24 protein-coding genes are annotated in these 26,363 nt (G+C 75.6%); 11 read left to right on the top strand and 13 right to left on the bottom strand.

The window, feature by feature from the left end; translation table 11 throughout:
- Nucleotides 1–112 precede the first annotated feature (112 nt).
- Genes ACI780_RS17400 through ACI780_RS17420 form a run of 5 tightly spaced genes read right to left on the bottom strand, consistent with a single transcriptional unit; the run spans nt 113 to nt 5,174 of the window.
- Nucleotides 113–1,369, bottom strand: coding sequence for an ABC transporter substrate-binding protein (locus ACI780_RS17400; RefSeq protein ID WP_456871761.1), 1,257 nt, complete (start codon nt 1,367–1,369; stop codon nt 113–115).
- Nucleotides 1,366–2,622: a branched-chain amino acid ABC transporter permease gene (locus tag ACI780_RS17405; protein WP_456871762.1), complete on the bottom strand. Its 1,257-nt coding sequence runs from the start codon at nt 2,620–2,622 to the stop codon at nt 1,366–1,368. Before ACI780_RS17405 ends, ACI780_RS17400 begins: the two co-directional genes overlap by 4 nt.
- Nucleotides 2,615–3,505 carry a branched-chain amino acid ABC transporter permease gene (locus ACI780_RS17410; RefSeq protein ID WP_456871763.1) on the bottom strand — a complete coding sequence of 297 codons (891 nt, stop codon included), beginning with the start codon at nt 3,503–3,505 and terminating at the stop codon, nt 2,615–2,617. Before ACI780_RS17410 ends, ACI780_RS17405 begins: the two co-directional genes overlap by 8 nt.
- A complete protein-coding gene (locus tag ACI780_RS17415; RefSeq protein WP_456871764.1) occupies nt 3,502–4,395 on the bottom strand; it encodes an ABC transporter ATP-binding protein in 894 nt (297 codons plus the stop codon). The genes ACI780_RS17410 and ACI780_RS17415 overlap by 4 nt, the downstream gene beginning before the upstream one ends.
- Nucleotides 4,383–5,174 (bottom strand): ABC transporter ATP-binding protein, encoded by a 792-nt coding sequence (locus tag ACI780_RS17420; protein WP_457004508.1) that lies wholly within the window; start codon nt 5,172–5,174, stop codon nt 4,383–4,385. Before ACI780_RS17420 ends, ACI780_RS17415 begins: the two co-directional genes overlap by 13 nt.
- 265 nt (nt 5,175–5,439) lie before the next feature.
- Here ACI780_RS17420 and ACI780_RS17425 point away from each other — a divergent pair, with 265 nt between their 5' ends.
- The 7 genes from ACI780_RS17425 to ACI780_RS17455 all read left to right on the top strand — a co-directional run bounded on the left by ACI780_RS17425 (nt 5,440) and on the right by ACI780_RS17455 (nt 12,791).
- Entirely contained in the window at nt 5,440–7,038 is a 1,599-nt protein-coding gene (locus tag ACI780_RS17425; RefSeq protein ID WP_456871766.1) for a fatty acyl-CoA synthetase, read from the top strand.
- Between the two features lie 37 nt (nt 7,039–7,075).
- Entirely contained in the window at nt 7,076–7,456 is a 381-nt protein-coding gene (locus ACI780_RS17430; RefSeq protein WP_456871767.1) for a hypothetical protein, read from the top strand.
- Nucleotides 7,457–7,647: 191 nt separating this feature from the next.
- The gene (locus tag ACI780_RS17435) at nt 7,648–9,207 is read left to right on the top strand and encodes a multicopper oxidase family protein (protein ID WP_457004511.1); all 1,560 of its coding nucleotides are present in this window, start codon (nt 7,648–7,650) and stop codon (nt 9,205–9,207) included.
- A 162-nt stretch (nt 9,208–9,369) separates the two neighbouring features.
- The gene (locus ACI780_RS17440; RefSeq protein WP_457004513.1) at nt 9,370–9,882 is read left to right on the top strand and encodes a sigma-70 family RNA polymerase sigma factor; all 513 of its coding nucleotides are present in this window, start codon (nt 9,370–9,372) and stop codon (nt 9,880–9,882) included.
- Nucleotides 9,866–10,966 carry a hypothetical protein gene (locus ACI780_RS17445; RefSeq protein ID WP_457004515.1) on the top strand — a complete coding sequence of 367 codons (1,101 nt, stop codon included), beginning with the start codon at nt 9,866–9,868 and terminating at the stop codon, nt 10,964–10,966. The genes ACI780_RS17440 and ACI780_RS17445 overlap by 17 nt, the downstream gene beginning before the upstream one ends.
- 89 nt (nt 10,967–11,055) lie before the next feature.
- Nucleotides 11,056–11,952: an ABC transporter ATP-binding protein gene (locus ACI780_RS17450; protein WP_457004517.1), complete on the top strand. Its 897-nt coding sequence runs from the start codon at nt 11,056–11,058 to the stop codon at nt 11,950–11,952.
- Nucleotides 11,949–12,791 (top strand): ABC transporter permease subunit, encoded by an 843-nt coding sequence (locus ACI780_RS17455; RefSeq protein ID WP_456871772.1) that lies wholly within the window; start codon nt 11,949–11,951, stop codon nt 12,789–12,791. The genes ACI780_RS17450 and ACI780_RS17455 overlap by 4 nt, the downstream gene beginning before the upstream one ends.
- Nucleotides 12,792–12,815: 24 nt before the next feature.
- Here the strand turns inward: ACI780_RS17455 and ACI780_RS17460 are convergent, their stop codons facing one another.
- Both ACI780_RS17460 and ACI780_RS17465 read right to left on the bottom strand, forming a co-directional pair.
- A complete protein-coding gene (locus ACI780_RS17460; RefSeq protein ID WP_456871773.1) occupies nt 12,816–13,742 on the bottom strand; it encodes an anti-sigma factor RsbA family regulatory protein in 927 nt (308 codons plus the stop codon).
- 5 nt (nt 13,743–13,747) lie between these two features.
- Nucleotides 13,748–14,584 carry an MEDS domain-containing protein gene (locus tag ACI780_RS17465; RefSeq protein ID WP_457004520.1) on the bottom strand — a complete coding sequence of 279 codons (837 nt, stop codon included), beginning with the start codon at nt 14,582–14,584 and terminating at the stop codon, nt 13,748–13,750.
- Nucleotides 14,585–14,789: 205 nt separating this feature from the next.
- On the opposite strand from ACI780_RS17465, the gene ACI780_RS17470 reads away from it, so the two are divergent.
- The gene (locus ACI780_RS17470; protein ID WP_456871775.1) at nt 14,790–15,752 is read left to right on the top strand and encodes an anti-sigma factor RsbA family regulatory protein; all 963 of its coding nucleotides are present in this window, start codon (nt 14,790–14,792) and stop codon (nt 15,750–15,752) included.
- A 97-nt stretch (nt 15,753–15,849) separates the two neighbouring features.
- Nucleotides 15,850–16,278, top strand: coding sequence for an ATP-binding protein (locus ACI780_RS17475; RefSeq protein WP_456871776.1), 429 nt, complete (start codon nt 15,850–15,852; stop codon nt 16,276–16,278).
- Nucleotides 16,279–16,389: 111 nt separating this feature from the next.
- Here the strand turns inward: ACI780_RS17475 and ACI780_RS17480 are convergent, their stop codons facing one another.
- From ACI780_RS17480 to ACI780_RS17505, 6 genes are all read right to left on the bottom strand, one after another.
- Nucleotides 16,390–17,973, bottom strand: a complete 1,584-nt coding sequence (locus ACI780_RS17480) for a M28 family peptidase (RefSeq protein WP_457004523.1) — start codon at nt 17,971–17,973, stop codon at nt 16,390–16,392.
- 149 nt (nt 17,974–18,122) lie between these two features.
- Entirely contained in the window at nt 18,123–18,551 is a 429-nt protein-coding gene (locus ACI780_RS17485; protein WP_456871778.1) for an ester cyclase, read from the bottom strand.
- A 47-nt stretch (nt 18,552–18,598) separates the two neighbouring features.
- Nucleotides 18,599–20,218 (bottom strand): thiol reductant ABC exporter subunit CydC, encoded by a 1,620-nt coding sequence (gene cydC / locus ACI780_RS17490; protein WP_457004525.1) that lies wholly within the window; start codon nt 20,216–20,218, stop codon nt 18,599–18,601.
- Nucleotides 20,215–21,873 carry a thiol reductant ABC exporter subunit CydD gene (gene cydD, locus ACI780_RS17495; protein ID WP_457004527.1) on the bottom strand — a complete coding sequence of 553 codons (1,659 nt, stop codon included), beginning with the start codon at nt 21,871–21,873 and terminating at the stop codon, nt 20,215–20,217. Before cydD ends, cydC begins: the two co-directional genes overlap by 4 nt.
- On the bottom strand, nt 21,873–22,907 hold the full coding sequence (gene cydB / locus ACI780_RS17500) for a cytochrome d ubiquinol oxidase subunit II (protein WP_456871781.1): 1,035 nt from the start codon (nt 22,905–22,907) through the stop codon (nt 21,873–21,875). Before cydB ends, cydD begins: the two co-directional genes overlap by 1 nt.
- A gap of 2 nt (nt 22,908–22,909) precedes the next feature.
- Nucleotides 22,910–24,334: a cytochrome ubiquinol oxidase subunit I gene (locus tag ACI780_RS17505; protein WP_457004531.1), complete on the bottom strand. Its 1,425-nt coding sequence runs from the start codon at nt 24,332–24,334 to the stop codon at nt 22,910–22,912.
- Nucleotides 24,335–24,524: 190 nt separating this feature from the next.
- Between ACI780_RS17505 and ACI780_RS17510 the strand changes: the two genes are divergently transcribed.
- Both ACI780_RS17510 and ACI780_RS17515 read left to right on the top strand, forming a co-directional pair.
- Nucleotides 24,525–25,520, top strand: a complete 996-nt coding sequence (locus ACI780_RS17510) for an ATP-binding cassette domain-containing protein (RefSeq protein ID WP_456871783.1) — start codon at nt 24,525–24,527, stop codon at nt 25,518–25,520.
- Nucleotides 25,517–26,359 (top strand): ABC transporter permease, encoded by an 843-nt coding sequence (locus tag ACI780_RS17515; protein WP_456871784.1) that lies wholly within the window; start codon nt 25,517–25,519, stop codon nt 26,357–26,359. The genes ACI780_RS17510 and ACI780_RS17515 overlap by 4 nt, the downstream gene beginning before the upstream one ends.
- The last annotated feature ends 4 nt before the right edge of the window (nt 26,360–26,363 follow it).

Genomic DNA, 26,363 nt, shown 5'->3' on the forward strand with positions numbered 1-26,363 from the left:
CACCGGCGCCCCTCCCCGGAGAGAGGGGCGCCGGTGGTGAGCTGCTGGAACGGCCCGCCTGCAGGGACCCGCCGCGGGCCTGCGAACGGCGGGTGGCAGGGGGGTCCTCTCGCTACTCGCCGCCGGCGAGGTCGGCGGCCAGCTCGCCCTCGAAGGCCTCCTGGACGACCTCGGCGCCGCCGGGTGCGTCGGCCGGGCGCAGGATGAAGCTCTCCGTGCTCGGCGACACCCCCGTCTCGAACGCGTTGATCGGCACCAGCAGGCCACCGGTGTCGACGTCGGAGAGCTCCGAGAAGGCGGCGGTGACGCCCTCGCGGGTGAGGTCGCCGCTCTCGCAGGCCGAGTCGAGCACCTGGTTCATGACGTCGCCCATCGCGTACCCGAAGATCGCGCCCAGGCTGGGCGTGGTGTTGGGGTAGGCGGCCTCGTACTGCTCGAGCAGCTCGGGCTGGGCCTGCCAGGCGGTGATCGGCGAGGCCACGTACAGGTGGTCCTTGAGCCACTGCGCCGAGGGGCCCTGCAGCAGACCCGGCGCGAACACCGGGTTGCTGCCCAGGATCGGCACGTCGAGGCCGGCCGCCTGCGCCACCGCGGCCGCCGAGGCGGTCTGGGCGGGCGCGACGGTCAGCACGATCGCGTCGACGCCCTCGGCGGCGAACTGGGTGACCTGCGCGGACATGTCCTGGTCGGTGGACTTGATCTGCGCCTCGATCACGTTGAGCCCGCGGGCCTCCGCGACCGCGCGGGTGCCGGCCAGGCCGTTCTCCCCGTACTCGCCCTCGAAGTAGATGTGCCCGACGGTGGCGCCGTCCTGCAGCAGCCCCTGGTCGAAGAGGTACTGGTAGCCGTTGGCGATCTCGACGTCGTAGGTGGCCCCCAGCACGCCGGTGCCGGGGATCTCGGTGAGCGTGCGCGCCCACGCCGACGGGAAGTTGACGATCTGGTCGGCCTCGTACTCCGGCGCGAGCGCGGTGTTGATCGGCGACCCGATGGTCTGCTGCATCGCCAGGACGTTGGGCTCCATGGCGCTGTAGAGCTGCACGCCGTTCTGCGGCACGTAGTTCGTGTCCTGGACGTCGAGCTCGACGTCGTAGGTGTCGCAGACCTGGTTGTCCTGCCAGTACAGCGTGTTGCCGTTGGTGATGTCCGTGCCCAGCGCGGCGAAGACGCCGGTCAGGTCGGTCAGCACGCCGAGCCGGATGGTGGTGCCCTCGACGCCGACGTCGGTGGCGACGTCCTCGCCGCCTCCGCCCCCGCCGCCGCCACCGCCGCCGCCGCTGTCCTCGGCCCGGGTGCTGCAGCCGCTGACCGCGACCACGGCGACGGCGGCCAGGACGGTGGCCCCCCGCAGACGCTTACCTGCTCTCATCTGGTGCTGCTCCCTTGCGCTGGTGGATCGGACGGGACGGTGGTGCCGGGGCCGGCGCCCGGGGAGGGGCCGCCGGACGAGCGCGGGGAGGCGCCCGGTGATCCGCGGCCGGGTCTGCGACCCCGGTGGCGGAAGCGGTTGGCGAACCCGGCCAGGCCGCCGGGCTCGAAGAGGATGACCAGGACGATCGCCAGGCCGAACAGGTAGCGCGCGGCGATGCCGGCGGAGATGCCGCCCTCGCCGGGGGCGCTGACCAGCGGCAGGACGTCGGCGAACTGCTGGAACACCAGCGGCAGGGCGGTCACGAACGCCGCGCCCAGGGCCGCGCCGGCCACCGAGCCGAGCCCCCCGAGGACGATCATCGCCAGGTAGAGGATCGAGACGGTCAGCCCGAAGGACTCCGGCGCGATGCTGCCGATCGACAGCGCGTACATGACGCCCGACAGCCCGGCGTACATGGAGCTGACGAGGAACACCCGCGCCTTGTAGGCCTGCACGTTGACGCCCATGACGGAGGCGGCGACCTCGCTGTCGCGCAGGGTCTGCAGCGCCCGCCCCGGGCGGCTGCGCAGCAGGTTGCGGGCGAACAGGTAGGCGGCCAGCGCCAGGACGATGCCCAGGTACCAGAGCCGCTCGGCCTCCCGGTAGGGGACGCCGAGGACGAACAGCTGCGGGTCGCTGTTGCCGAAGGTGAACCCGAACAGCGAGAACTCCGGCACCGAGCGGCCGTTGAACCCGCCGGTGACCGGGGTCCAGGTGTTGAGCACGTGCACGCCGATGAACACCAGGCCGAGCGAGGCGACGCCGAGGTAGATGCCGCGCAGCCGCGCCGCGATCGGGCTGAACAGCAGCCCGGCGACGCCGGCGAGCAGCACGCCGACGACCATGCCGACGATCGGCGGCAGCTCCAGCCCGCGCAGCGACGCCCGGGTGCCCAGACCGCCGGACTCCCCGGAGATGTAGGTGTAGCTGACCGCGCCGACGGCGAGGAAGAATGCGTGCGCCAAGGACAGCTGGCCGGTGGTGCCGACCAGCAGGTTCAGCCCGATCGCGCCCACGATGGCCCCCGCGACGGCGAACCCGGTGCGCAGCCAGAACTCCTCGACGTAGAGCGGGAGCACCAGCAGGACGACGAGGGCGGCCACGAGCAGCAGCGGCTTGAGGAAGCGCATCGGCGAGCGGGCCTGGCCGGACGCGTCCGCCGAGGGTGTCCTGCGGGTGGCGCCGGCCGGGGCGGAGAGGGTGTCAGACACGTGTCAGCTCCTTGGTCCCGAACAGGCCGGAGGGGCGGACCAGCAGCACGATGATCATGACGACGTAGGGGGCGACCTCGCCGAACCCGCGGCCGAGGAAGGACAGCTGGTCCTGGTAGCCGGCCGCCATCGCCTCGGTGATGCCGATGAGCAGGCCGCCCACCAGGGCGCCGCCGGTGGAGTCCAGGCCGCCGAGGATCGCCGCGGGGAAGGCGCGCAGCGCGACGGTGTAGGCCGCCGCGCTCACCCCGGGGGTGGGGGCGCCGACGAGGAACAGCGCGGCCACGGCGGCGAGGACGCCGGCGACGATCCAGGCCAGCGCGGAGACCCGGCCCTGCCGGATGCCCATGAGCGCGGCGGCCTCGCCGTCCTCGGCCGAGGCGCGCATCGCCACGCCCCAGCTGGAGTACTTGAAGGCGACGAAGAACGCGATGATCAGGACCCCGGCGACGCCCATCGCGATCAGCCGGTTCTCGCTGATGCCGACGCCGCCGATGCGCACCGAGTCCCCGCCCCACGGGTGCGGGACGTTGAGGATGTCCGGGCCGATCCGCCGGATGAGCTCGGTGAGCAGGATGATGTCGACGCCGATGGTGACGATGGCCAGGCTGATCACCGGGGCGCCGCGCAGCCGGTTGATGACCAGCCGCTCGATGAGGAACGCCGCGAGCGCGGTGACGAGGATCCCGACGAGCACGGCGGGGAAGAAGCCGATCGGGTCGGCGAGCCGGGCCATCGTGTAGGCGGCGAGCAGCAGCAGCGAGCCGTGGGTGAAGCTGACGACCTCGCTGGCCTTGAAGATGATCACGAAGCCCAGGGCGATGAGCGCGTAGATCGCGCCCAGCGAGATGCCGTTGAGCAGCAGGGACAGGAACTGGGTCACGGCTGGCGCTCCGTCGGCTCGGGGGTGTGGGCTGCGGCGACCGCGTCGGCCGGGTTGTCCTCGGTGCCCGAGCCGAGGTAGGCGCGGATGACCTCGGGGTCGGACTGCACCTGCGCGGGGGTGCCGTCGGCGATGCGCCGGCCGAAGTCGAGGACGGTCACCCGGTCGGCCAGCGACATCACCATCCCCATGTCGTGCTCGACGAGGATCACCGAGATGCCCAGGGCCGCGCGGATCTCGCGGATGGAGTCGGCCATCCGGTCGGTCTCCTGGGCGTTCATGCCGGCGACCGGCTCGTCGAGCAGCAGCAGCCGCGGCTCGATGCACAGCGCGCGGGCGACCTCGACCCGCTTCTGGTCGCCGTAGGACAGCACGCCGACCGGGGTGTGCAACTTGTCCCCGAGGTCGAGGAACTCGGCGATCTCGCGGATCCGCTCGCCGTGCACCCTCCCCTCGCGGGTGGCGCGCGGCAGCCGCAGGCCGGAGGAGAGGAAGCCGGCCTTCGTCAGGTGGTGGCGGCCGAGCATGAGGTTCTCGGCGACGGTCTGCGCGCCGGACAGCGCGATGTTCTGGAACGCGCGGGCCACGCCGACGCCGGCGATCTGGAACGGCCGCATCGCGCTCAGTCGCGCGTCCCCGAACCGGACCTCCCCCGCGGTGGCCCGGTAGACACCGGAGAGCACGTTGAACAGCGTCGACTTGCCCGCGCCGTTGGGGCCGATGACGGCGTGGATGGTGCCGGGGGCGACGGTGAAGGAGACGTCGTTGAGGGCCTTGATGGCGCCGAAGGCGACGCTGACGCCGTCGACCTCGACCGGCGGGACGTCGGACCGTGTCGCGGTGTCGCGGGCCTGCGCGCCGGCCGGGTGCGCGCCGCTCACGCCGTCCACCGCGACAGGGTGCGCCGGGGCGCCTGCTCGGCGCGGTGCACCGGCCCGTCCTCACCGGTGTGGCCGAGGTAGAGCCGCTGCACCTCGTCGGTCTGGGCCAGCTCGCGCGCGTCCCCGGACAGCGACACCCGGCCGACGTCGAGGACGTAGGCGTGGTGGGCGACGCCGAGGGCCATGGTCGCGTTCTGCTCCACCAGCAGCACCGCCGTCCCCTGGCGGTTGATCTCGGCGACCACCTCGCCGATCTGGCCGATGACGCGGGGCGCCAGGCCCAGGGAGGGCTCGTCGAGCAGCAGCAGCCGGGGGCTGGCCATGAGGGCCCGGCCGATGGCCAGCATCTGCTGCTCGCCGCCCGAGAGCAGCCCGGCGCGCTGCCCGGCCCGCTCGCGCAGCACCGGGAAGAGGTCGTGCACGCGGGTGACCGCCTTGGCCTTGGCGGCGCGGTCGCGGTTGCCCATCCCCCCGGCGCGCAGGTTCTCCTCGACGGTGAGCCGCCCGAAGATCCGCCGTCCCTCGGGGACCTGCACCACGCCCCGGCGGACGATCTGGCCCGCGTCGCGGCGGGTGAGGTCGGAGTCCTCGAAGCGCACCGTGCCCTCGTCGACGCGCCCCCTGTGCAGCCGCAGCGTGCCGGAGATCGTGCGCAGCAGCGTGCTCTTGCCGGCCCCGTTGCTCCCCAGGACGGCGACGACCGAGCCGTCGCGGACCTCCATGGACACGCCGCGGACCGCCTCCACCGCGCCGCCGTAGGTGACGCGCAGTGAGTCGATGCTCAGCACGGGGCTACCGGGAGTGATGTGTCCCACATGCGGCGGAACGATAGGCGGCAGGTCAAGGCGGGGCCGCCCGGACGGGCGCGACCGTGACCACTCGGTGATACGGGTCGGCGCGGTTCTGCTCGATCGGGTGGTCCGGCGCCACTCCCGCGGGGGCCTCCGGGACCTCTCGACGCCGGGTGCCGGCGGCTGCTACACCCGGCACCCCGGACCGACCCGGACCGACCCCGGACCCACCCCGGACACCACCCGGACACAAGGAGCTCCCGTGTTCGACGACGACCTCACCGGCACCATCGCGCGGGCCCGCCGGCACGCCCTGGGCGACCTGCTGCACCGCTCGGCCGCGCGCACCCCGGGGAAGACGGCGCTGCGCTTCCGCGACCGCAGCCACACCTACGCCGAGCTCGACACCGTCGTCGACCGCACCGCCAACGCCCTGACCGCGCGCGGGATCGGCCGGGGCGACCGGGTGGCGCTGCTGTCGCACAACGACGACGGCTACGTCGTGCTGACCTTCGCCCTGGCCCGCCTCGGCGCCGTCGCCGTCCCGGTGAACTTCATGCTGCAGGCCGCCGAGGTGGCCTACATCCTCGGGCACGCCGAGGCCGTCGGCGTGGTCGCCGAGGCCGCGCTGCTGCCGGTCGCGCGGGAGGCGATCGACCTTGCCGGGCGGGCCGACGGGGTGCGGGTCCGCGGCGTCCTGGGCGGCGGGCAGCCGCCCGAGGGCTGGGAGGCGTACGAGACCTGGGCGGCGCACCCCGACGACACTCCCCCGCAGGTGCCGGTGGCCGACGACGACGTCCTGCAGCTGATGTACACCAGCGGCACCGAGTCCCGCCCCAAGGGCGTGGCGATGACCAGCCGCAGCCTGATCACCCAGTACGTCAGCTGCATCGTGGGCGGCCGGTACGCGGCCGACGACGTCGCCCTGCACGCGCTGCCGCTGTTCCACGTCGCCGCCCAGCACTGCTTCCTCAACCCCAACCTGTACCTGGGCGGCACCAACGTCGTCCTCGAGGGCCCCGACCCCGCCGCCGTCCTGGCCGCGATCGAGCGGGAGCGGATCACCAGCCTGTTCTGCCCGCCGACGGTGTGGATCGGGCTGCTGCGCTCCCCCGACCTCGACCGCCGCGACCTGTCCTCGCTGGCCAAGGGCTACTACGGCGCGTCGATCATGCCGGTGGCCGTGGTGGAGGAGCTGCGCCGCCGGCTGCCGGGCATGGCGCTGTTCAACTTCTACGGGCAGACGGAGATGTCGGCGCTGGCGCTGGTGCTGTCCCCGGAGGACCAGCTGCGCAAGCCCGGCTCGGCCGGCACCGCGGTGATCAACAGCGAGACGCGGATCGTCGACGACCTCGGCGAGCCGGTGGGCCCCGGCGTCGAGGGCGAGATCGTGCACCGCAGCCCGCACGCCACCGCCGGCTACTGGAACGACCCGGACAAGACCGCCGAGGCCTTCCGCGACGGCTGGTTCCACAGCGGCGACCTCGGCGTCATGGACGCCGACGGCTACACCACGATCGTCGACCGCAAGAAGGACGTCATCAAGACCGGCGGGGAGAACGTCGCCAGCCGGGAGGTCGAGGAGGTGCTCTACCAGCACCCCGCGGTCGCGGAGGTCGCCGTCTTCGGCATCCCGCACCCGCGGTGGATCGAGGCCGTGGCCGCCGCCGTCGTCGTGCGGGAGGGGCAGCGGGCCGACCCCGACGAGCTCGTCGCCTTCTGCCGGGAGCGGCTGGCGGGCTTCAAGACGCCGCGGCACGTGACCGTCGTCGACGCCCTGCCCAAGAACGCCAGCGGGAAGATCCTCAAGCGCGAGCTGCGGACCACCTTCGCCGGCCTGGCCGCCGAGCGGGCGGGCTGACCCGGGACCGTCGGTGCCGGCGGGCAGGATCGCCGGCGTGACCACCTTCTTCCTCCCCCGCGCCACCGACGACGACCAGGCCGAGCGGCTGTACGAGGCGCTGGCCGAGTTCGCCGGCTGCGAGCCCGCGCCCCCGGGTGCGCGGGTGCGGTCGATCGGGTTCACCCAGGACGGCGCCCGGTGGGTGGCGCGGGTCGGCGAGGAGCTGCGCGGGGAGCGCACGACGTCGTCGCTGCGGCGCGGCGAGCTCGTCGAGCGCACCGAGACGCTCACCGACCCCGCCCGGGTGCTCGCCATCTACCCCGGCCCGCCGCACGTGGTGGTCACCGACGCCCAGCCGATCACCGGCACGGCCTCGGCGTGGGCCAACCCGTTCACGACCCGGCCCGACGAGGTGGTCCTGTTCGAGCCCCGCTGACCCGGCTCCGCTGACCCCGCTCCCGGGGCGGCGGCGCCTGCCGGACGGCCGTCCCCGGGGCTAGCATCCGGCACCACGCCGAAGCCGACGGCCACCGGCGCCGGCGGGGCCCCGGCGGTCCCCCGCGCACCGGGTCCCGCCGCGTCCCGGCCCGGCCGGGACGCCTCCGCGACCACCCGGAGGGCGCGGCCATGACCGACACTCCCCAGGGCCGTCCCGCCCCCGCCCTCGCGCCGCCGGGCGGCCCCCTGCGGCTGACCCGCCGCCGCGCCCTGCAGCTCGGCGGCCTCGGCCTGCTCGGCGCCTCGCTGGGCGGCACCGCCTGGGCGCGCCCCACCAACCCCGGCGGCCCGGCGCCCGCCGACGGGGACCCGCTGGCCGAGCCGCCGACGCTGGCCAGCGAGAACGGGGTGCTGCGCACCCGGCTGGAGGTCGCCGAGACCACGGTGACCGTGGCCGGCCGGCGGGCGCGACTGCTCACCTACGCCGGCACCGTGCCCGGGCCGACCCTGCGGCTGCGCCCCGGCGACCGGCTGCAGGTCCAGCTGGTCAACCGCCTCGCCGTGCCGACCAACCTGCACACCCACGGCCTGCACGTCTCGCCCTCGGGCAACGCCGACAACACCCTCACCGTGCACCTGCTGCCCGGGGAGACCTTCGACTACGACATCGCGGTGCCCGCCGACCACCCGCCGGGCACCTACTGGTACCACCCGCACGAGCACCACCTGGTCACCGACCAGCTGTGGGGCGGCCTCTTCGGCGCGGTCGTCGTCGAGGACCCCGAGGAGGTGCCGGTCACCCGCGACCGGGTGCTCGTCGTGTCCGACACCACCCTCGACGGGTCCGGGCGCCCGGTGGCCGTCTCGACGGCGGAGCGCTTCCGCGGCCGGGAGGGCGAGCTGGTGCTGGTCGACGGGCAGCTGCGGCCGGTGCTGAGCGCGCCGCCCGGGGCGCGGGAGCGGTGGCGGGTCGTCAACGCGTGCGCGTCGCGCTTCCTGCGGCTGCGGCTCGACGGGCAGCAGCTGGCCCTGCTGGCCGTCGACGGCGGCCGCCTGCCCGAGCCGCGGCCGGTCGAGCAGGTCGACGTCCTCCCCGGCGGCCGGGCCGACCTGCTGGTCACCACCACCGCGGGCACCAGCCAGCTCACCGGGCTGCCCTTCCCCCGGGTGCGGCGCGGCGACGGGCCGTCGGCGGCCCCCGGCGTGCTGGCCACCCTGCAGGTCGGCGGTGCCGCCGTCCCCGCCCTCCCCCCGGTGCCGCCCGCCGCGCCGCCGGCGGACCTGCGCGCGGTCGAGCCGGTGGCGCGCCGCCGGCTGGTGCTCGCGATGGGTGCACCGGGCGGCCGGGCCGGCGACGGGCACGAGGGGCACGACGGCGCCGGCGGCGGCGCCGGCGGCGGTGCCGGCGACACCGGTCACGCCATCGCCTCGATCGACGGCCGCTCCTTCGACCCGGCCCGCACCGACCACGTCGTCCGGCTCGGCACGGTCGAGGAGTGGACCTGGGTGAACCGTTCGGGCATGGACCACCCGATGCACCTGCACGTGTGGCCGGTGCAGGTGGTCGCCGAGGACGGCCGCCCGGTGACGGCGGTCGAGCGGCAGGACGTCGTGCTCGTCCGCGCCGGCGGTGAGCTGACCGTCCGCATCCCCTTCACCGACTTCCCGGGCCGCACGCTGGCCCACTGCCACATCAGCGACCACGAGGACGGCGGCATGATGGCCGTCGTCGAGGCCGTGCCGGGCTGAGCCGACGGCGGCGGCCACCCCGCGGCGGCGCCGGTGTCACATCCGCCGGCCCGGCGGTGCTGTAGGGGTGTGGACGTCGTGAGGCAGGCACCGGTGGCCGCGCTCGGGACCGCGGTGACGCGCGGGACGGCACGCGGGCGCCCGGGCCGGGGGGACGGTGCCGTGGCAGGCGAGCGGGGCGCCGTCCGGGCCGACCTCGAGCAGGTCTTCCGCAGCGGCTACCCGGCGGTGGTCGCCGTCGCCGCCCGCGTGCTCGGCTCCCGGGACGAGGCCGAGGACGTCGCCCAGGAGGTGTTCCTCTCCTTCGCCCGCTCGGCGGTGCCGGCCGCGGAGGCACCGGGCTGGCTCGCCGTCGCCGCGGCGCACACCGCGCTCAACCACCTCCGCTCGGGCCGCCGCCGCGCCGCCCGGGAGGAGGCCGCCGCCGACGGCCACCGGCCCGTCCCCGACGTCGCCGACGACGTCCTGGTCCGCGAGGAGCGCAGCCGGGTGCGGGCCGCGCTCGCCCGGCTCCCCCGCCGGCAGGCCGTCGCCCTCGTCCTGCGCCACAGCGGCCTGTCCTACGCCGACGTGGCCGCCGCCCTCGACCTCTCCCCCGGCAGCGTCGGCACCACCGTGCGGCGCGCCGAGTCCGCCCTTCGCGAGGAGTTGACCCGCCGTGCCCCTGTTCGCTGACCGCCACCCCACCGCCGGCACCCTGCGCCGGCTCGTCGACGAGCCCGCCGGGGTCCCCGACGCCGACCGCGCGCACGTCGCAGGCTGCGCGGTGTGCCTCGACGGCCTGGCCGGGGCCCGCGCCGACGCCGCCACCGCCGGTGCCGCCCTCACCCCGGCGACCGCCCCCGACGTCGACGGTGCCTGGCGGCGGCTGTCGGCCGCCGTCGACGCCGACACCCGCGGCCGCGCACCCGCGCCCGCCCCGGCCCGGCCCGGCCGCTGGCGCGCCGCGCTGCGCAGCCCCGTCGTCGCCGCGTTCGGCGTGGTCGTCGTCCTCGGCGGCGCCGGCGCGGCCGCGGCCGCCGACTGGCTGCAGGTGTTCCGCACCGAGGAGGTCGCCGCCGTCCCGGTGACCAGCACCGACCTGGTCGCGCTGCCGGACCTGTCGGCCTACGGCGAGCTGGTGGTCGTCTCCGACCCCGACGTCCGCGAGGTCCCCGACGCCAACGCCGCGGAGCAGGCCACCGGCCTCGACGTGCCGCAGGTCGACGCGCTGCCCGCCGGCGTGACCGGCGGGCCGCGCTACACCGTCGGCGGCCAGGCCGTCGCGGAGTTCACCTTCTCCACCGACCGGGCCGCGCAGGCCGCCGCCGCGGCCGGCGAGACGCTCCCGCCCCCGCCGCCCGGTCTCGACGGCGCCACGTTCCGGCTGCAGGCCGGTCCCGGGGTGGCGGCGGTCTGGGCCGAGGCCCGCGGGGTGCCCGCGCTCGTCGTCGGCCGGGCCACCGCGCCCACCGCCTACGCCTCCGGCGTCCCGTTCGACACCGCCCGCGACTACCTGCTGTCCCTGCCCGGCTTCCCCGCCGACCTCGCCGCGCAGCTGCAGGGCTTCAGCGGCGACGGCACGACCCTGCCCCTGCCCGTGCCCGCCGAGCTGGCCACGACGTCGACCGCCGACGTCGACGGCTCCGAGGCCACGGTGCTGGCCAGCCGCGACGGCGCCCTGACCGGCGTCGTGTGGGTCGAGGACGGCGTCGTCACCGCGGTCGCCGGCTCGCTGGGCGAGGACGAGGTCCTCGCCGTCGCGCGGGGGCTGAGCTGAGCACCGGGAGCGCCAGGAGCACCGGGAGCGCCACGGACGTCGCTGGGGCCGGCCGGGAGCTGCTCGCGCAGCTGCCGCCGTCCCCGGCGGTGTGGTGCTCGGGACTGCGCAAGCGGTACGGCCGGCGCACCGCCGTCGACGGCGTCTCGTTCACCGTGGGCCGCGGCGAGGTCGTGGGCCTGCTCGGGCCCAACGGCGCCGGCAAGACCAGCGTCATCAAGATGCTGCTCGGGCTGGTGCGGCCCGACGCCGGCGAGGTGCTGCTGCTGGGCCGGCCCGGCCGCGACCCGCGGGCCCGCGAGCGGGTCGGCTACCTGCCCGAGCTGTTCCGCTACCAGCCGTGGCTGAGCGCGGCGGAGGTGCTGGCGCTGCACGTGCGGCTGGCCGGCGCGGCCGTCCCCGGCGCCGAGCAGCGCGAGGTGCTGGCCCGCGTCGGGCTCGCCGAGCGCGCCGGTGACCGGGTGGGCGGCTTCTCCAAGGGCATGCAGCAGCGGCTGGGGCTGGCCGTGGCGCTGGTGGCCCGGCCCGAGCTGGTCGTGCTCGACGAGCCGACCAGCGCGCTGGACCCGCTGGGGCGGGTCGACGTCCGCGACACCGTCCTGTCGCTGCGCGAGCGCGGCGTCGCGGTGCTGCTCAACTCGCACCTGATCGGCGAGGTCGAGCGGGTCTGCGACCGGGTGGTCATCCTCGACCGCGGCCGGGTCGCCGCCGCCGGCACGCTGGCCGAGCTGCTCGGCCAGCGGGAGCTCAAGCTGCGCCTGACCGGGCTCACCCCCGCCGCCGAGGCCCGGCTGGCCGCCACCGGCGCCACCAGCCGCACCGGCGCGGAGGTCACCGTGGCCCTCCCCGCCGACGACGACGGCGCCACCGTGCCCCGGCTGGTCGCCGACCTGGTGGGCCTGGGCGTGCAGGTGCACGCGGTCGAGCCGGTGCGGATCAGCCTCGAGGAGCGGCTGCTGGGCATCCTGAGGGAGGAGCACGCGTGACGGTCCTGACGCTCGCCGGGCTGACCCTGCGGGAGGCCGCCCGCCGCAAGGTGCTGCGCGCCCTCGGGGCGCTCACCGTCGCGCTGCTGGCGCTCTCGGCGTGGGGCTTCTCCCGGCTGGCCACCGTCGACCCGGAGTTCGGCGCGCTGACCAGCGGCGAGGCCCGGCTGTTCGCCTCCCAGCTGCTGAACCTCGTGATGTTCGGCTACAGCCTCATCGCCGCCCTCGGCACCGCCTTCCTGGCCGGGCCGACGCTGTCCGGGGAGGTCGAGTCCGGCCAGGCGCTGTCGATCCTCGCCCGCCCGGTGCGCCGCAGCACGGTCCTGGTCGGCAAGTGGCTGGGGCTGGTGGCCTTCGGCACCGGCTACGTGCTCGTCGCCGGGTTCGCGCAGTTCCTCGTCGTCCGGTGGGCCGTCGACTACTGGCCGCCGGACCCGGTCACCGGGCTGCTGCTGCTCGCCGCGCAGACGACGGTGCTGATGACGCTGGCGCTGCTGCTGGCCACCGCGATCTCGCCGATGGCGTCGGGCATCGTCGCCGTCGGGCTGTTCGGCGCCACGTGGGTGGCCGGGGTGGTGGGCAGCGTCGGGGAGGTCATCGGCAACGACGGCGTCGCCCGGGTCGGGGTGGTGTCGCGGGTGCTGCTGCCCACCGACGGGCTGTGGCGCGGCGCGATGCACGCCTTCCAGGACTCCACGGCCCTCGGCGCGTTCGGCTTCGAGGGCTCGCCGTTCCTGTCCATCGCCCCGCTGAGCCCGGCCTACCTGGGCTGGGTGGTGGTGTGGCTGCTGCTCATCGGCGGGCTGGCCGCGCTGTCGTTCACCCGCCGCGACATCTGAGCCGCGACACCTGAGCACGACCGGTCAGGGGCCGAAGAACAGCCGCACGGCGGTGCCGGCCGGGCCGGTGCGGACGGCGGCGTCGTCGGCCAGGCTCCACGCCAGCCACATCCCCCGCGGCCCCTCCTCGGGGTCGGGCGGCACGTAGCCCTGCGTCTCGTCGGTCAGGCCCGGCCCGTCGTCGGACACCTCGACGACGAGCACGTCGCCCTCGGTCCAGGTCGCCACCCCCGCGGCGGGCGCCACCCGCAGCGCGTTGACCACCAGCTCGTGGCCGGCCGCCACGACGTCCTCGCGCCGGGCGCTGTGGCCGGCCGGGACCGCCGCGGCCAGCCGGCGGCGGGCGGCCACCGCCGCCGTCACCGGGGTGACGGCGGCCCCGCCGGGACGCTCCGTCCACGGCGGCTGCAGCGCGCGGACGACGGCGGCCGGGTCCTGGTAGGCCGGCTGGGGCGCGGGCGCGGTCCCGTCCCAGGTGAGCGGGTGCGAGCGGGCCACGTCGGCCAGGACGTCGGCGGGCACCTGCCGGGCGTCGTGCAGGCACAGGCTGTAGTACGGCACGTCGTGCAGGCAGTCGTTGGCGACCGCCTCGAACCGGCTCCACTCCCGCCCCTCCTCCCGGGCGAGCCAGACCGGCTCGGCGGCCAGCCGCCAGCTCGGCGCGCGGGCGCGCAGCGCGCGCAGGTCGCGGGCGTAGGCGTGCAGCGTGCCGTGGCCGCCACGCCAGAAGGTCTCCGCGGCGTCGAAGGCCGCCAGGCGGCCCAGGTCGGCGCCCAGGTGCGCGGCGAGCAGCGAGCGGACCCGGGTGCCGGCCACCACCAGCACCGGCTCCTCGCGGCGGAAGCCCTCCAGGACGAAGGGCACCACCCGCTCGACGAGCGAGGCGTCGTCGGAGAAGACGAAGCCCTCGTGGGCGAGGTGGGTCCCGTCCCAGCCGCCGGTGGGACGCATCAGGGTCACCGTCCGGACACCGCCAGGTCGAACAGCTCCAGGGGCCGGCGGAGGTGCCGCCGCCCGCCGGTCAGCCGCAGGGCGATGCCCCGGCCGGCGAGGTCGCGCCCGGCGAGGGTCAGCGCCCGCGCGCCGGCGACGTCGAGGAAGGCGAGGTCGGAGAGGTCGAGCTCCAGCACACCGGGGACGTCGCCGGCGACGTCGACCAGCGCGGTGCGCACGGCGGCGGCCTCGGTGAGGTCCACCTCCCCGGACAGCGCCAGCCGCGGTCCCCGGCCGGAGAGGTGGGCCAGCGGCTCCCGGTCGCCCAGGTGCTGCACCGGGTGCAGCAGGGCGACCGGCCCGAGGGCCTCGGCGCCCAGGGCGGCGTCGTAGAGGCACAGCGCGGTCATCGGCTCGGTCGCCATGAGCCCGTCGGCCAGCCGCTCGTAGGCGTGCAGCAGCCGCCGCCCGCCCGGTCCGGCCCGCAGCAGGGGCGTGACGTCGGCGGCCACCCGGAGCCCCGTGCGCCCGCGGTCGAGCGCCGCGTGCACCGCGCTGCGGTAGCGCTCCACCTGGTCCTCGGGCACCAGCCCGCCCCCGGCCGCGTAGGTGTCCCCGGTGCCCAGCACCTCGAGCCGGCCCGCGGCGACGAGCTCGTCGCGGTGCGGCAGGCCGGCGACGGCGGCCAGGGCGGCGGACCGGGAGGAGCCCACCACCAGCAGCTGCTCGTCGCGCCGGCGACCCTCGTCGAGGTAGGGCACGACCGCGCGGGCCAGGTCGGCGTCGTCGGCGAAGCTCCGGCACACGTGGTCACCCGGCCGGAGGCCGGTCAGGGAGGGCAGTCCCCGAGGAACCGTCACCGATGCGACGCTACGCGGGCGGGCACCCGCTGTCAGGCCCCTGCGACCCGGGGACCGGGCGCCGGTCCCCCGCCTGCTGCGGACGACCGGGTACCGTTCTGGATCGCGCTCGTGCCGGGCACCCGAGGGGGCGGGGACCGCGTCGGCGACGGCCGGGCGCGTGCTCTCCAGAGGTCGACCGTTCGGGAGTCTCCAGGTGTCTGCGGTGTGCACGGGCGGAGGACCGGGATCCGCCGTCGGCTACGTGCACGACGCGCTGCTCTACGACGACCCGGGCCGGCTCGTCGACGTCGTCGTGCCCTTCCTGCGCGAGGGGCTGGCCGCCGGTGAGGCCGCGGTCCTGGCCACCGGCCCCCGCACCGCCGGCGTCGTCCGGGACGCCCTCGACGACGACCCGCGGCTGCTGGTCGTCGACCGGTCCGAGGCCTACCGGGGGCGGACCCCGGCCGCCATCACCGGTTTCCGCCGCCTGGCCGACCGGCACGCAGCCGCGGGCGTCCCCCGGGTGCGGGTCGTCGGCGAGACCGACTTCGGCACCACCGAGCAGGAGCGCTACGAGTGGCAGCGCTACGAGGCGGTGGTCAACGTCGCGCTCGCCGACCGGCCGCTGTGGGGCCTGTGCGTCTTCGACACCCGGCGGCTGCCCGAGCCGGTGCTCGAGTCGGCCCGCCGCACCCACCCGCACCTGGTGACCCCGGGGCGCCGGGTGGCCAACCCCGGCTACGTCGACCCGGCGGTCTTCCTGCGCGACCTGCCCGCGCCGCCCGAACCGCTCGAGCGGGGCACGCCGCGGCTGACCGCCCGGGACGTCACCGACTTCATCGGGCTGCGGCACGCCGTCGCCGCGGTGCTGGCCGCCCTGCCGGGCTCGCGCGACGCCGTCGAGGACCTCCTGCTCGCCGTCGACGAGATGACCTCCAACGCGGTCCGGCACGGCCGGCCGCCCGTCGACCTGGAGCTGTGGGCCGGCGCCGGGCGGGTGGCCTGCCGGATCACCGACCGCGGTCCCGGTCCCGCGGACCCCTTCGCCGGGTACGGGCCCGCCCACGGCGAGGACCTCTCCCGCGGCGGCATGGGGCTGTGGCTGGCCCGGCAGCTGTGCGACCACGTGCACGTCGACCGCACCGCCGAGGGCACGTCGGTGCGGCTGGTGACCCGGCTGGAGTGACCACCGGGGGGCCCGACCCGCCCGGCGGGCGGGTCGCCGGTTCGGCAGGGCCACGGCGGGGAACTGGAAGCAGAACAGCCCCGACCGGAACGAGCACATGCAGCCGGACTCCTGGCCGCGACGGCCCCCTCCCGAGACCACGGGACCTCCCTACGAGTACGAGATCACCCGTGCGGCGCAGCTGCGGGCGGTGCGCGCCGGGCTGCGGTCCTGGCTGCCGCAGGTCCTCGACGGGGCCGACGAGGACGGCGTCCTCGAGTCGCTGCTGCTCGCCGTCGACGAGCTGGCGTCCAACGGGCTGCGGCACGGCGCCGGCTCGGTGTGCGTCCGCGCCGCGCCGACCTCGGCCGGCCTGCTGCTCGACGTGAGCGACGACGACCCCGACCACGGCCCGCAGCCGGCGATCGACCGCGACCCCGCGCTCGGGGGGATGGGGCTGCACGTGGTCGCCCGGCTCACCGGCGAGCGGGGCTGGACCGTCGCGGGCCGCCGCAAGCACGTGTGGGCCTGCCTGCACACCCGCTGAGCCCCGTCCCCGCCGGGGCACCCGCCGCACGACGAGGCCCCCGGCGGGACCGCTGCGGGTCGCGCCGGGGGCCTGCGCCGTGCGTGCCGGTGGACCGGCGGAGGGACGCCGTCAGGCGGCGGCGTCGGCCCCGTGGTCGTGCCGGCCGGCGTCCGCGCTGTTGCCGGCACCGTGCGAGCGACCGGGCGCCCGCGGCACGTCGTTCACCGTCGAGGTGTCGTAGGCGAAGGTGATGATCGCCGTCGCCAGGGCGTCGGAGTTCTGGTCGAGGGCGTCGACGTTGACGTTGCCCACCAGCGTGTAGTCCTCGGCCAGGGCCGCGTACAGGGCGGCGTCCTGTCCCTCACCGGTCAGGTTGTCGCACTCCGAGTGGTAGCACGGGTCCAGCGACGCGCCGGCCACGCCGCCGAAGACGGCGGCCTCCGCGGCGGTCTTGGGGACCTCCGCGCCGGTGAACAGGCCGCCCGAGGGGATGCCCACGGCGATGAACGGCCCGTAGTCCGACCGGCCGGAGAACTCCGAGTCGACGTAGGGCAGGCCGCGCGAGGCGTAGAAGCCCTCGAAGACGTCCTCGATCTCCGCCGAGCCCTCGGGGATGAAGCCGGGAGCCGCGGTGCCGCCGGAGTTGTCGCCGTCGTAGATGCCGGTCGTGTAGTTCGGCGAGGCGATCATGTCGAAGTTCAGGTACAGCCCGATGTCGGCGATCTCGTCGTCGCTGAGCTGCCCGACGTAGTACTCCGACCCGAGCAGGCCCTCCTCCTCGGCGCCCCACCAGGCGAACCGGACGGCGTTGTTGGGCTTGACCTTCTGCATCTGGATCGCGGTCTCCAGCAGCGCCGCGCTGCCCGAGCCGTTGTCGTTGATGCCCGCGCCCTCCTGCACCGAGTCCAGGTGCGCGCCGGCCATCACGACGTTGTCGGTGTTGCCGGTGCGGGTCTGGGCGATGACGTTGTAGGTGGTGCGCTCCTCGGCCGCGTAGTCGACGGTGACGGTCACGGTGGCGCCGGGGGTGGCCGCGAGGTCGGTGCCGGCCTCGATGGTGGCGAAGACCGCGGGGATGGTGAGGCCGGGGGCGGCGCCGATCATGTTGATCAGGCCGGTGGTGTTGTTCCAGATGACCACGCCGCCGGCCCCGGCGGCCTGGGCGTTGAGCGCCTTGGTGGCGAACGGGCACCCGCCGCGCTGGATGAGCGCGATGGAGCCCGCGGCGAAGCCGGCGAAGTCGGTCGCCTCGCAGCCGGGGGTCGCCCCGCCGGGCTCGACGGGGACCAGGGTGCCGGTCGCGGTGCCCTCGGGGCTGCCGGTGTCGAAGGTGTTGCGCAGGAAGTCGGTGCCCTCGACGAAGGTGCGCGGCGACGGCGAGGTCCGCACCAGCTGCGAGTTCTCCTCGGCGTAGGTGAACGTGAAGGGCTGGACCTCGGGGGTGTACCCGGCCGCGCGCAGCTGGTCGACGACGTAGGCGACGCTGTCGTCGTACCCGGCCCGGCCCGCGGCGCGGTCGCCGCCGTTGGCGTCCGCGATGGCCTGCAGGGCCTCGAGGTGGTCGAGCACCCCCTCGGCGGTGACGGCCTTGGTCAGCTTGGCGGCTGTGTTGTTGTTCGGGACGGCGGCTGCCGAGGACATGCCGAGCACCGTGGTCACGCCGAGCGCGGTCACGGTGGCGAGTCCTCCGGCCACCATGCGGGAACGGGTCATCCGGGAGGTTCCTCCTTCGTCGTCGAAGCCGGCCGCGGTCAGCGCCGCGGCGCGGTGAGGCAGGCGGAACCTAGAGGTGCAGGTCACAGTGGGGGAAGCCCCCGGCGGCGAGTCCGGCCGGGGCGCCCGGCGTGTCGCCGGGTCCGGGGTCAGCCGGCCGGAGCCAGGTGGACCGCGCCGACGGCGGCGAGCGCACCGAGCTCGTCGGCGACCATGAACACCTCGCCGATGCGGCCCCCGCGCAGGGTGAGCACGTCGATCACCCGCAGCTCCAGGTGCCCGCCGGTCGCCGCGACCGGCCCCGCCGCGGTGTGGAGCGTGCCCACGTGCCGCCCGCGCATCCGGAAGGCCACCGCGACCCGGTCGCCGTCCTCGACGACGGACACGACCTCCCGCTCGGCGTCGGCGAAGGTCGCCTGCACCGCCCGGGCCCGGGCGGCGAGGTCGGCGGCGGTCAGCGTGGCCCCGTTGACGGTGACCGGGTCGGTGTAGACGGCGCGGAAGGCCTCCTCCGCGGCCGGCCCGTCGGGGAACGGGTCGGTCCACAGGCGCAGCAGCCGGTCGACGTCGAACGCCATCCCGCCATGGTGGTCCGCGGTCGCGGCCGGCACCAGGGGGGAGCCGGTCAGGCCGGCGCGTCGAGGCGGACGACCTGCCAGCGGCCGTCGAGGGCGCCGGGGTCGTGCGTCACGAGCAGCACGGTGCGCCGGTCGCGGGCGAGGAGGTCGAGGACCCGCCCGGTGAGCGCGGGGTCGAGGTGGGCGGTGGGCTCGTCGAGGAGCAGCACGTCGGCGCGGGAGAGCAGCGCCCGCGCCAGCCCGACCCGGGCCCGCTCGCCGGCCGAGAGGCGCTCGCCGCCCTCCCCCACCCAGCCGTCGAGGCCCGGGGTCGCCGCCACGCCGTCGAGGCCGACGCCGGCGAGCACGGCGCGCAGCTCGTCGTCGGTGGCGTCGTGCCGGCCCAGGCGCAGGTTGGCGGCCAGGGTGGCGCCGAGCACCTGCGGGGCCTGCGCGCTCCAGGCCAGGCGGGACCGGACGGCGTCGAGCGGCAGCCGGCGCAGGTCGGTGCCGCCGAGGGTGACCCGGCCGGCGTCGGGGTCGCGGGCGCGCAGGGCGAGGGCGAGCACGGTGCTCTTGCCGGCTCCGCTGCCGCCGGTGAGGGCCACCTTGGCGCCGTCGGGGACGGCGAGGTCGAGCCCGCGCAGCGCGGGGCGCACCGCGCCGGGGTGGGTGAGCGTGACGCCCTCGAACCGCAGCGCGGAGCCCGCGGGCAGCGGCAGCGGCTCGGCGGGGTCGGTGACCGCCGGGCGCGCGGTGGCCAGGTCGTGCACCCGCCCGGCGGCCGCGCGGATCCCGCCGGCGGCGCTCCAGGCCGCGCCCACGCCGCCGACGGCCTCGAAGGCCCCGAGGACGCCGAGGGCGCAGCCGGCCAGCAGCAGCGGGCCGGTCCGGCCCGCGGCGACGTCGGTGCCGACCAGCCACAGCGCCGCGACCAGGCCCAGGCCCGGCACGCCCTCCCGGCAGAGCGTGGTGACCGCGGTCAGCCGGGCCGCGGCCCGCTGCGCCTCCTCCTGCCGGTCGAGGTGCTCCCCGAGCGCGCGCAGCGCCGTGGCGCCGCCGTCACCGCTGAGGTGGTCGGGCAGGCCGCGCACCAGGTCGAGGGTGTCGGCGGCGACGTCGGCGTCGGCGCGGGCGGCGGCCACCGCCGCCCGCCGCCCGGCCCGCGCGGCGGCCGCGGGGACGGCGACGCCCAGCACGGCCAGCAGGACCGCGAGGACGGCGGCCGTGGCCGGGGAGACCAGGGCGGTGAGGCCCACCGCGACCCCGCCGGCGAGGAGCGCGACCCCGGCGGGGGCCACCAGCCGGACGACGACGCCCTGCAGCTCGTCGACGTCGGTGCGCACCCGCGACAGCAGCTGCCCGCCGCGGGCGCCGGTGAGCGCGGCCGGGGCGAGCGGGACCAGCCGCTCCAGCACCCGGGCGCGCACCCGGGTGACCGCCCGCAGCGTGACGTCGTGGGTGAGCAGCCGCTCGGTGTAGCGCAGCGCGGCCCGCGACAGGCCGAACAGGCGGACCCCGGTGATCAGCGGCATGAGGACCAGCAGGGTCGAGGGCCGCTGCGCCGCGCCGGTGATCAGCGCCCCGGAGACGGCCAGCAGCGCCGCGCCGCACAGCACCGTGAGCGCGCCGAGGACGACGGCGAGCGCGGTCCGCGGCCCGTGCAGCAGCGCCAGCGTCTCCCTCACCGCGGCACCGCCGGCGCCCGCACCCGCCCGTCCTGCAGGCTCACCACCCGCTCGTGCAGCGCCAGCGGCGCCGTCCGGTGGGTGACGGTGAGGACGGTGCGCCCCCGCGCGAGGCCGTCGAGGGCGGCGAGCACCTCCGCCTCGGTGGCGGCGTCGAGCTGGCCGGTCGGCTCGTCGAGCACCAGGAGGGGGGCGTCCTTGACGAACGCGCGGGCCAGCGCCAGCCGCACCCGCTCGCCGCCGGACAGCCGCGCGGCGTCCTCGCCCAGCGGCGTGGCGGTGCCCTGCGGCAGCCGGCGGACCAGGTCGAGCAGCCCGGCGCGGGCCAGCGCCTGCTCGACCTCGGCGTCGGTGGCGCCGGGACGGCCCAGCCGCACGTTGTCGGCGACGGTGCCCGGCGCGAGGAACGGCCGCTCGGGCACGTAGGCGACCCGCGCCCGCCAGCCGTCGGGGTCCCGGTCGCCCAGCGGGACGCCGTCGACGAGCACGGCGCCGGCGTCGGGGGCGGCGAAGCCCAGCAGCAGCCGGACGGCGGTGGTCTTGCCCGCGCCGCTGGGCCCGACCAGCGCGGTCCGCGACAGCGGCGGCAGGTCGAGGTCGACGCCGTCGAGGGCGGCCCGCTCGCCGTACCGCACGGTGACGCCGCGCAGCTCGACGTGCGGGACGCCGGCGGGCACCGGGCGGCCGCCGCGGGCCGGCTGCGGGGTGTCGAGCAGGGCGAACACCCGCTCGGCGGCCGGGCGGCCCTCCAGGCTCGCGTGCCGGTCGGCGCCCAGGGCGCGCAGCGGCGCGAAGAACTCCGGGGTGAGCAGCAGCACCAGCAGCGCCCGCTCGAGCTCCAGCCCGCCCTGGAACAGCCGCACGCCCACGGTGACGGCCACCAGCGCGGTGCACAGCACGGCGCCGAGCTCGAGGACGAACCCGGAGAGGAAGGCGGTGCGCAGCACCCGCATCGTGGTGCGGCGGTGGGCCTCGCTGACCCCGGTCAGCCAGCGGGCGCTGCCGCGGGCCCGGCCGTAGGCGACCAGGGTGGGCAGCACCCGCAGGGTGTCGACCAGCACCGCGCCGAGCTGGGCGAGGGTCTCCCAGGAGGCGCGGGCCGAGCGCGCGGCGAGCGTGCCGGTCAGCCACAGGAAGACCAGCACCAGCGGCCCGGTCAGCAGCAGCAGGCCGCCGCTGGCCGGGTCGAGGACCAGCACGGTGAGGGCGACCAGCGGGGGGACGACGGCCGCCGTCGCCGCGCCGGGCAGGTAGCGGCCCAGGACGCCGTCGAGCCTCCCGACGCCCTCGGTGACCGTGGTGACCAGCTCGCCGGCGCGCTCCCCGGCGGCGTGCGCGGGACCGAGGGACACCAGCGTCCGGAGCAGGGCCTCCCGCAGCTCGCGGCGCACCCGCGCGGAGGTGCGCGCGGCGGCGCGGTCGCGCAGGCCGAGCAGGCCCGCGCGCAGCGCCCAGGCGGCCAGCACCCCGGCGAGGGCGCCCGACAGCGCCGACGGCGTCGCCGCGCCGGTGACCACCGCGCTGACGACGGCGGCGACCAGCGCCCACTGCACCACCAGCAGCGCCCACACCAGCACGCCGAGCAGGCCGCACAGCACGACCAGCCGGCGCGCGGCGGGCAGCGCCAGCAGGCGGCCCGTCGGTCCCCGGTCCATCAGTAGCCGTGGCTGAGCGCGCCCTCGTCGGGACGCACGCGTTCCCGGAAGACGTAGTAGTTCCAGATCTGGTAGCCGATGATCAGCGGCAGGAAGACCGCGCCCACCCAGGTCATGAGCACCAGCGTGTAGTGCTGGGCGGCGGACTCCTGCAGCGTCAGCCCGTACTCCGCGCGCAGGGTGGAGGGCAGCACCTCGCCGCGGGTGAACAGCGCGATGAACACGGTGACGGTGGCGAACAGGACGGTCAGGCCGCTCATCGTGAACGCCAGGGTGTCGCGGCGGCGCACCAGCGCCAGCCAGATGCTGGCCAGGGTGAGGAAGGCGGCGATCGGGAACGCCCACGGCACGACGCCGAAGTCCTCGAACAGGTCCTCGGTCACGTACCCCATGACGACGAAGGCCACGATCGCCACGGTGGCCAGCGCCCCCCAGCGCAGCGCCGCCTTCCGGGCACGCCGGTACAGCACGGTGTCGGTGTGCAGCCGCAGCAGCAGGAAGTTCGCGCCGTGCAGCACGAACAGCAGCAGCGTGGTGAGGCCGCCGACGACGGAGAACGGCGTGAACATCACGGCGAAGCCGCCCTCGACGCGGCCGTCGGCATCGACCGGCAGGCCCTCGATGAGCTTGGCCATGATCACGCCCCACAGGAACGACGGCACGACGCTGCCGCCGAAGGACATCCAGTCCCAGAGCGCGCGCCACCGCTCGCTGTCGACCTGGTTGCGGTACTCGAAGGAGACCCCGCGCAGCAGCAGCGCCAGCAGGATGAGCACGAACAGCGGGTACATGCCGCTGAACACCGCGCCGTACCAGACCGGGAAGGTGGAGAACATCAGCCCGGCGGCGGCGATCACCCAGACCTCGTTGCCGTCCCAGAACGGGCCGATGGTGCCGGTGAGCGCGCGCTCCTCGGCCTCGGTGCGCGCCAGCGTCGGGCGCAGCACGTCCACGCCGAAGTCGAAGCCCTCCAGGAAGAAGTAGAGGGTGAACGTCAGCGCGATCAGCCAGAACCACAGCGTGACGAGGTCCACCGTCAGTCCCTCTTCTCGTACCCCTGGAACCCGGCGCCCTCGTAGTCGGGCGCGGGCGCGGCGACCAGCTGGGCCTCGGGCTTGCGGTGGATGCCGGCCCGCGCGGTCACGGTGAGCAGGTAGACGTCGAGGCCGATGAGGGCGAGGTAGACCACCCACAGGCCGATCAGGCCGGCGAGGACCTCCCCGGCGGTGTTCGCGCTCACCCCCTCGGTCACGGTGAGCTCGCCGTAGACCATGAACGGCTGGCGGCCCATCTCGGTGACGATCCAGCCGGTGAAGTTGGCGATCCAGGGCAGCGGGATGAACAGCACCAGCGCCCGCAGGTACCAGCGGGTGGTGTCCAGCCCGCGCTTGCGCCGCCACCACAGGAACAGCCCGAGGAACGCCGTCGCCAGCAGCAGCGACCCGATGGCGACCATGATCCGGAACGACCAGTACACCCAGGCCACCGGCGGGATGTAGTCGCCCTCGCCGTAACGCTCCTGGTACGCCTCGTTGAGCGGGTTGAGACCCTCGTAGCGGCCCTCGAGGCTGTTGTAGGCCAGGATCGAGCCGACGTAGGGGATCTCCAGGCTGAAGGTGTTCTCCCGGTTCTCCTGGTCGATGACCGCCACCAGCGACCACGGCGCCGGCGAGTCCGAGGTCTCCCACTGCGCCTCCATCGCCGCGAACTTCATCGGCTGGTCCTCGCGGGACACCTGCGCGGCGGTGTGCCCGCTGACGATGGAGAACAGGGTGCCGATGGCGGCGAAGACCAGCCCGATGCGCAGCGACCGGGAGAACACGTCGGAGTCCTGCCGCTTCAGCAGGTGGTACGCGCTGACGCCGAGGACCAGGAAGCCGGCGACGACCCAGGCGCTGCCCTGCACGTGGGCGAAGTACAGCCAGGCCTTGTAGTTGAGGACGACGGCGGTGAAGTCGGTGAGCCGGGCCTGCCCGTCGACCACCTCGTAGCCGACCGGGTGGTGCATCCAGGCGTTGGCCAGCACGATCCAGAACGCGCTGATCTGCGTGCCGATCGCCACCAGCCAGATGCTGCCCAGCCGCATCCACGGCCGGAGCCGGTCCTTGCCGAACCACCACAGCCCGATGAACGTGCTCTCGAGGAAGAACGCCATGAGCACCTCGAGGGCCAGCGGGACCCCGAAGATGTTGCCGACGAAGGAGGAGAACCGGCTCCAGTTCATCCCGAACTGGAACTCCTGCACGATGCCGGTCACGACGCCGACGGCGAAGTTGATGAGGAACAGGTGACCGAAGAAGTTGGTCATCTTCCCGTACACCTCGCGCCGGTCCGACCGGCGGTAGGCGATCGTCTCCATCACCGCGATGAGGAACGCCAGGCCGACGGTCAGCGACACGAAGAAGAAGTGGAAGATGCTGGTCGAGGCGAATTGGAAACGGGAGAGATCGACCACGTCCACGGGGCACCACCTCGGTCCGGGGCCCGGCCGGAGGAGGGAGCGCGGGGGGTCACGCCAGGGGGAGCCGGCCGTCCGGGCACGACCATTGCACGCAACCGGCTGGGGTGCAGCACGGGTCGCTGACCGGCGCCGACCGGCGCGGGCGGAAAAGCGTTGCCCTCACGTGCACTGCAGGTCGCATGCTGACGGCGTGAACGGCTCCCCCGCGGTCGAGGCGATCGACCTGGCCAAGCACTTCGGCGACCACCGCGCCGTCGACGGCGTCAGCTTCGTCGTCCCCACCGGCACCGTCCTCGGCCTGCTCGGCCCCAACGGCGCGGGCAAGACCACGCTGGTGCGGATGCTGACCACCCTGAGCGTGCCCACCAGCGGCACCGGCCGGGTGGCCGGGTTCGACGTGGTCGCCGAGCCCCAGGCGGTCCGCCGCAGCATCGGCCTGACCGGCCAGGCGGCGACGGTCGACGAGATCCTCACCGGCCGGGAGAACCTGCGGCTGATCGGCAGCCTCTACGGCCTGTCCCGCGGCTACGTGCGGCGGGCGTCGGAGGAGCTGCTGGAGCGCTTCGACCTCGCCGCGGCCGCCGACCGCCCGGCGAAGTCCTACTCGGGGGGCATGCGCCGCCGGCTCGACCTCGCCGTCAGCCTGCTCGCCGCGCCGCCGATCCTGTTCCTCGACGAGCCCACCACCGGCCTGGACCCGCAGAGCCGGTCGGGGCTGTGGGAGGTGCTCCGGGAGCTGGTGCAGGAGGGCACCACGCTGGTGCTCACCACCCAGTACCTGGAGGAGGCCGACCACCTCGCCGACGAGATCGTCGTCGTCGACCGGGGCCGGGTCATCGCCGCCGGCACCCCGACCCAGCTCAAGGACCAGGCGGGGCAGGCCAGCGTCGTGGTCACCCTGACCTCCGCCGCCGACCTGGACGCGGCCGCCGCGCTGCTGCGCGACCACTCCCCCGAGGTGCACGTCGAGGCGGGCAGCCGGCGGCTGACGGCGCAGGCCGGCGGGCTGGGCGACATGACCCGCATCGCCACCGTCTTCGAGCACAGCGGGATCGAGCTCGACGACCTGGGGCTGGCCCGGCCCAGCCTCGACGACGTCTTCCTGCACCTGACCGGGCACCGCGCCGAGTCGGCCGGCGCCGAGCAGACCGCCACCGGGACCCCGACCGAGGGAGCCGCGCCGTGACCGCCACCCAGTCCCCGCCCCGGGCCGCGACCCGGCCGCAGATCGACCCGCCGTCGCTGCTGCGGGCGTCGGCCACGATCGTCTGGCGCAACCTGATCCACATCCGGCGGATGCCGGAGATGCTGCTCGACGTCACCGTGCAGTCGGTGATGTTCGTGCTGCTGTTCGCCTACGTCTTCGGCGGCGCGATCGCGGTGGCGGGCTCGAACTACCGGGAGTTCCTGCTGCCCGGGATCATGGTGCAGACGATGGTCTTCTCCTCCGCCATCGTGGCGATGGGGCTGACCAACGACCTGCAGAAGGGGTTCGTCGACCGCTTCAAGTCGCTGCCGGTGCCGCGGCCGGCGGTGCTCGTCGGGCGGAGCATGTCCAGCCTGATCCACTCCAGCATCGGCGTCGCGGTCATGGCGGTGACCGGGCTGCTCATCGGCTGGCGGATCCGCGACGGCGTCGTCGACGGCGTCCTGGGGTTCGGCCTGCTGCTGCTGTTCGGCTTCGCGATGATCTGGCTCGGCATCTGGGTCGGCTCGCTGATGCGGACCGTGGAGGCCGTGCAGGGGTTCATGTTCACCGTCATGTTCCCGCTGACGTTCGTGGCCAACACCTTCGCCCCGACGGAGAGCATGCCCGCGTGGCTGCGCACCATCGCCGAGTGGAACCCCGTCTCGGCGCTCACCCAGGCCTGCCGGGACCTGTGGGGCAACGGGCTGCCGGCACCGGCCGACGCCGCCTGGCCGCTGCAGCACGCCGTCCCGGTGTCCATCGCCTGGTCGCTGCTGCTCACCGCGGTGTTCGCGCCGCTGGCGGTGTCGGCGTTCCGCCGCCGCTCCCGGGACTGACCGG

Source organism: Geodermatophilus sp. SYSU D00814 (assembly GCF_054050055.1).

Coding starts and splice junctions, on each gene's coding strand:
- cydD (WP_457004527.1), bottom strand. CDS start 21,873: ATGGACCGGGGACCGACGGGCCGCCTGCTGGCGCTGCCCGCCGCGCGC.
- ACI780_RS17435 (WP_457004511.1), top strand. CDS start 7,648: ATGACCGACACTCCCCAGGGCCGTCCCGCCCCCGCCCTCGCGCCGCCG.
- ACI780_RS17485 (WP_456871778.1), bottom strand. CDS start 18,551: ATGGCGTTCGACGTCGACCGGCTGCTGCGCCTGTGGACCGACCCGTTC.
- ACI780_RS17400 (WP_456871761.1), bottom strand. CDS start 1,369: ATGAGAGCAGGTAAGCGTCTGCGGGGGGCCACCGTCCTGGCCGCCGTC.
- ACI780_RS17480 (WP_457004523.1), bottom strand. CDS start 17,973: ATGACCCGTTCCCGCATGGTGGCCGGAGGACTCGCCACCGTGACCGCG.
- ACI780_RS17475 (WP_456871776.1), top strand. CDS start 15,850: ATGCAGCCGGACTCCTGGCCGCGACGGCCCCCTCCCGAGACCACGGGA.
- ACI780_RS17460 (WP_456871773.1), bottom strand. CDS start 13,742: ATGCGTCCCACCGGCGGCTGGGACGGGACCCACCTCGCCCACGAGGGC.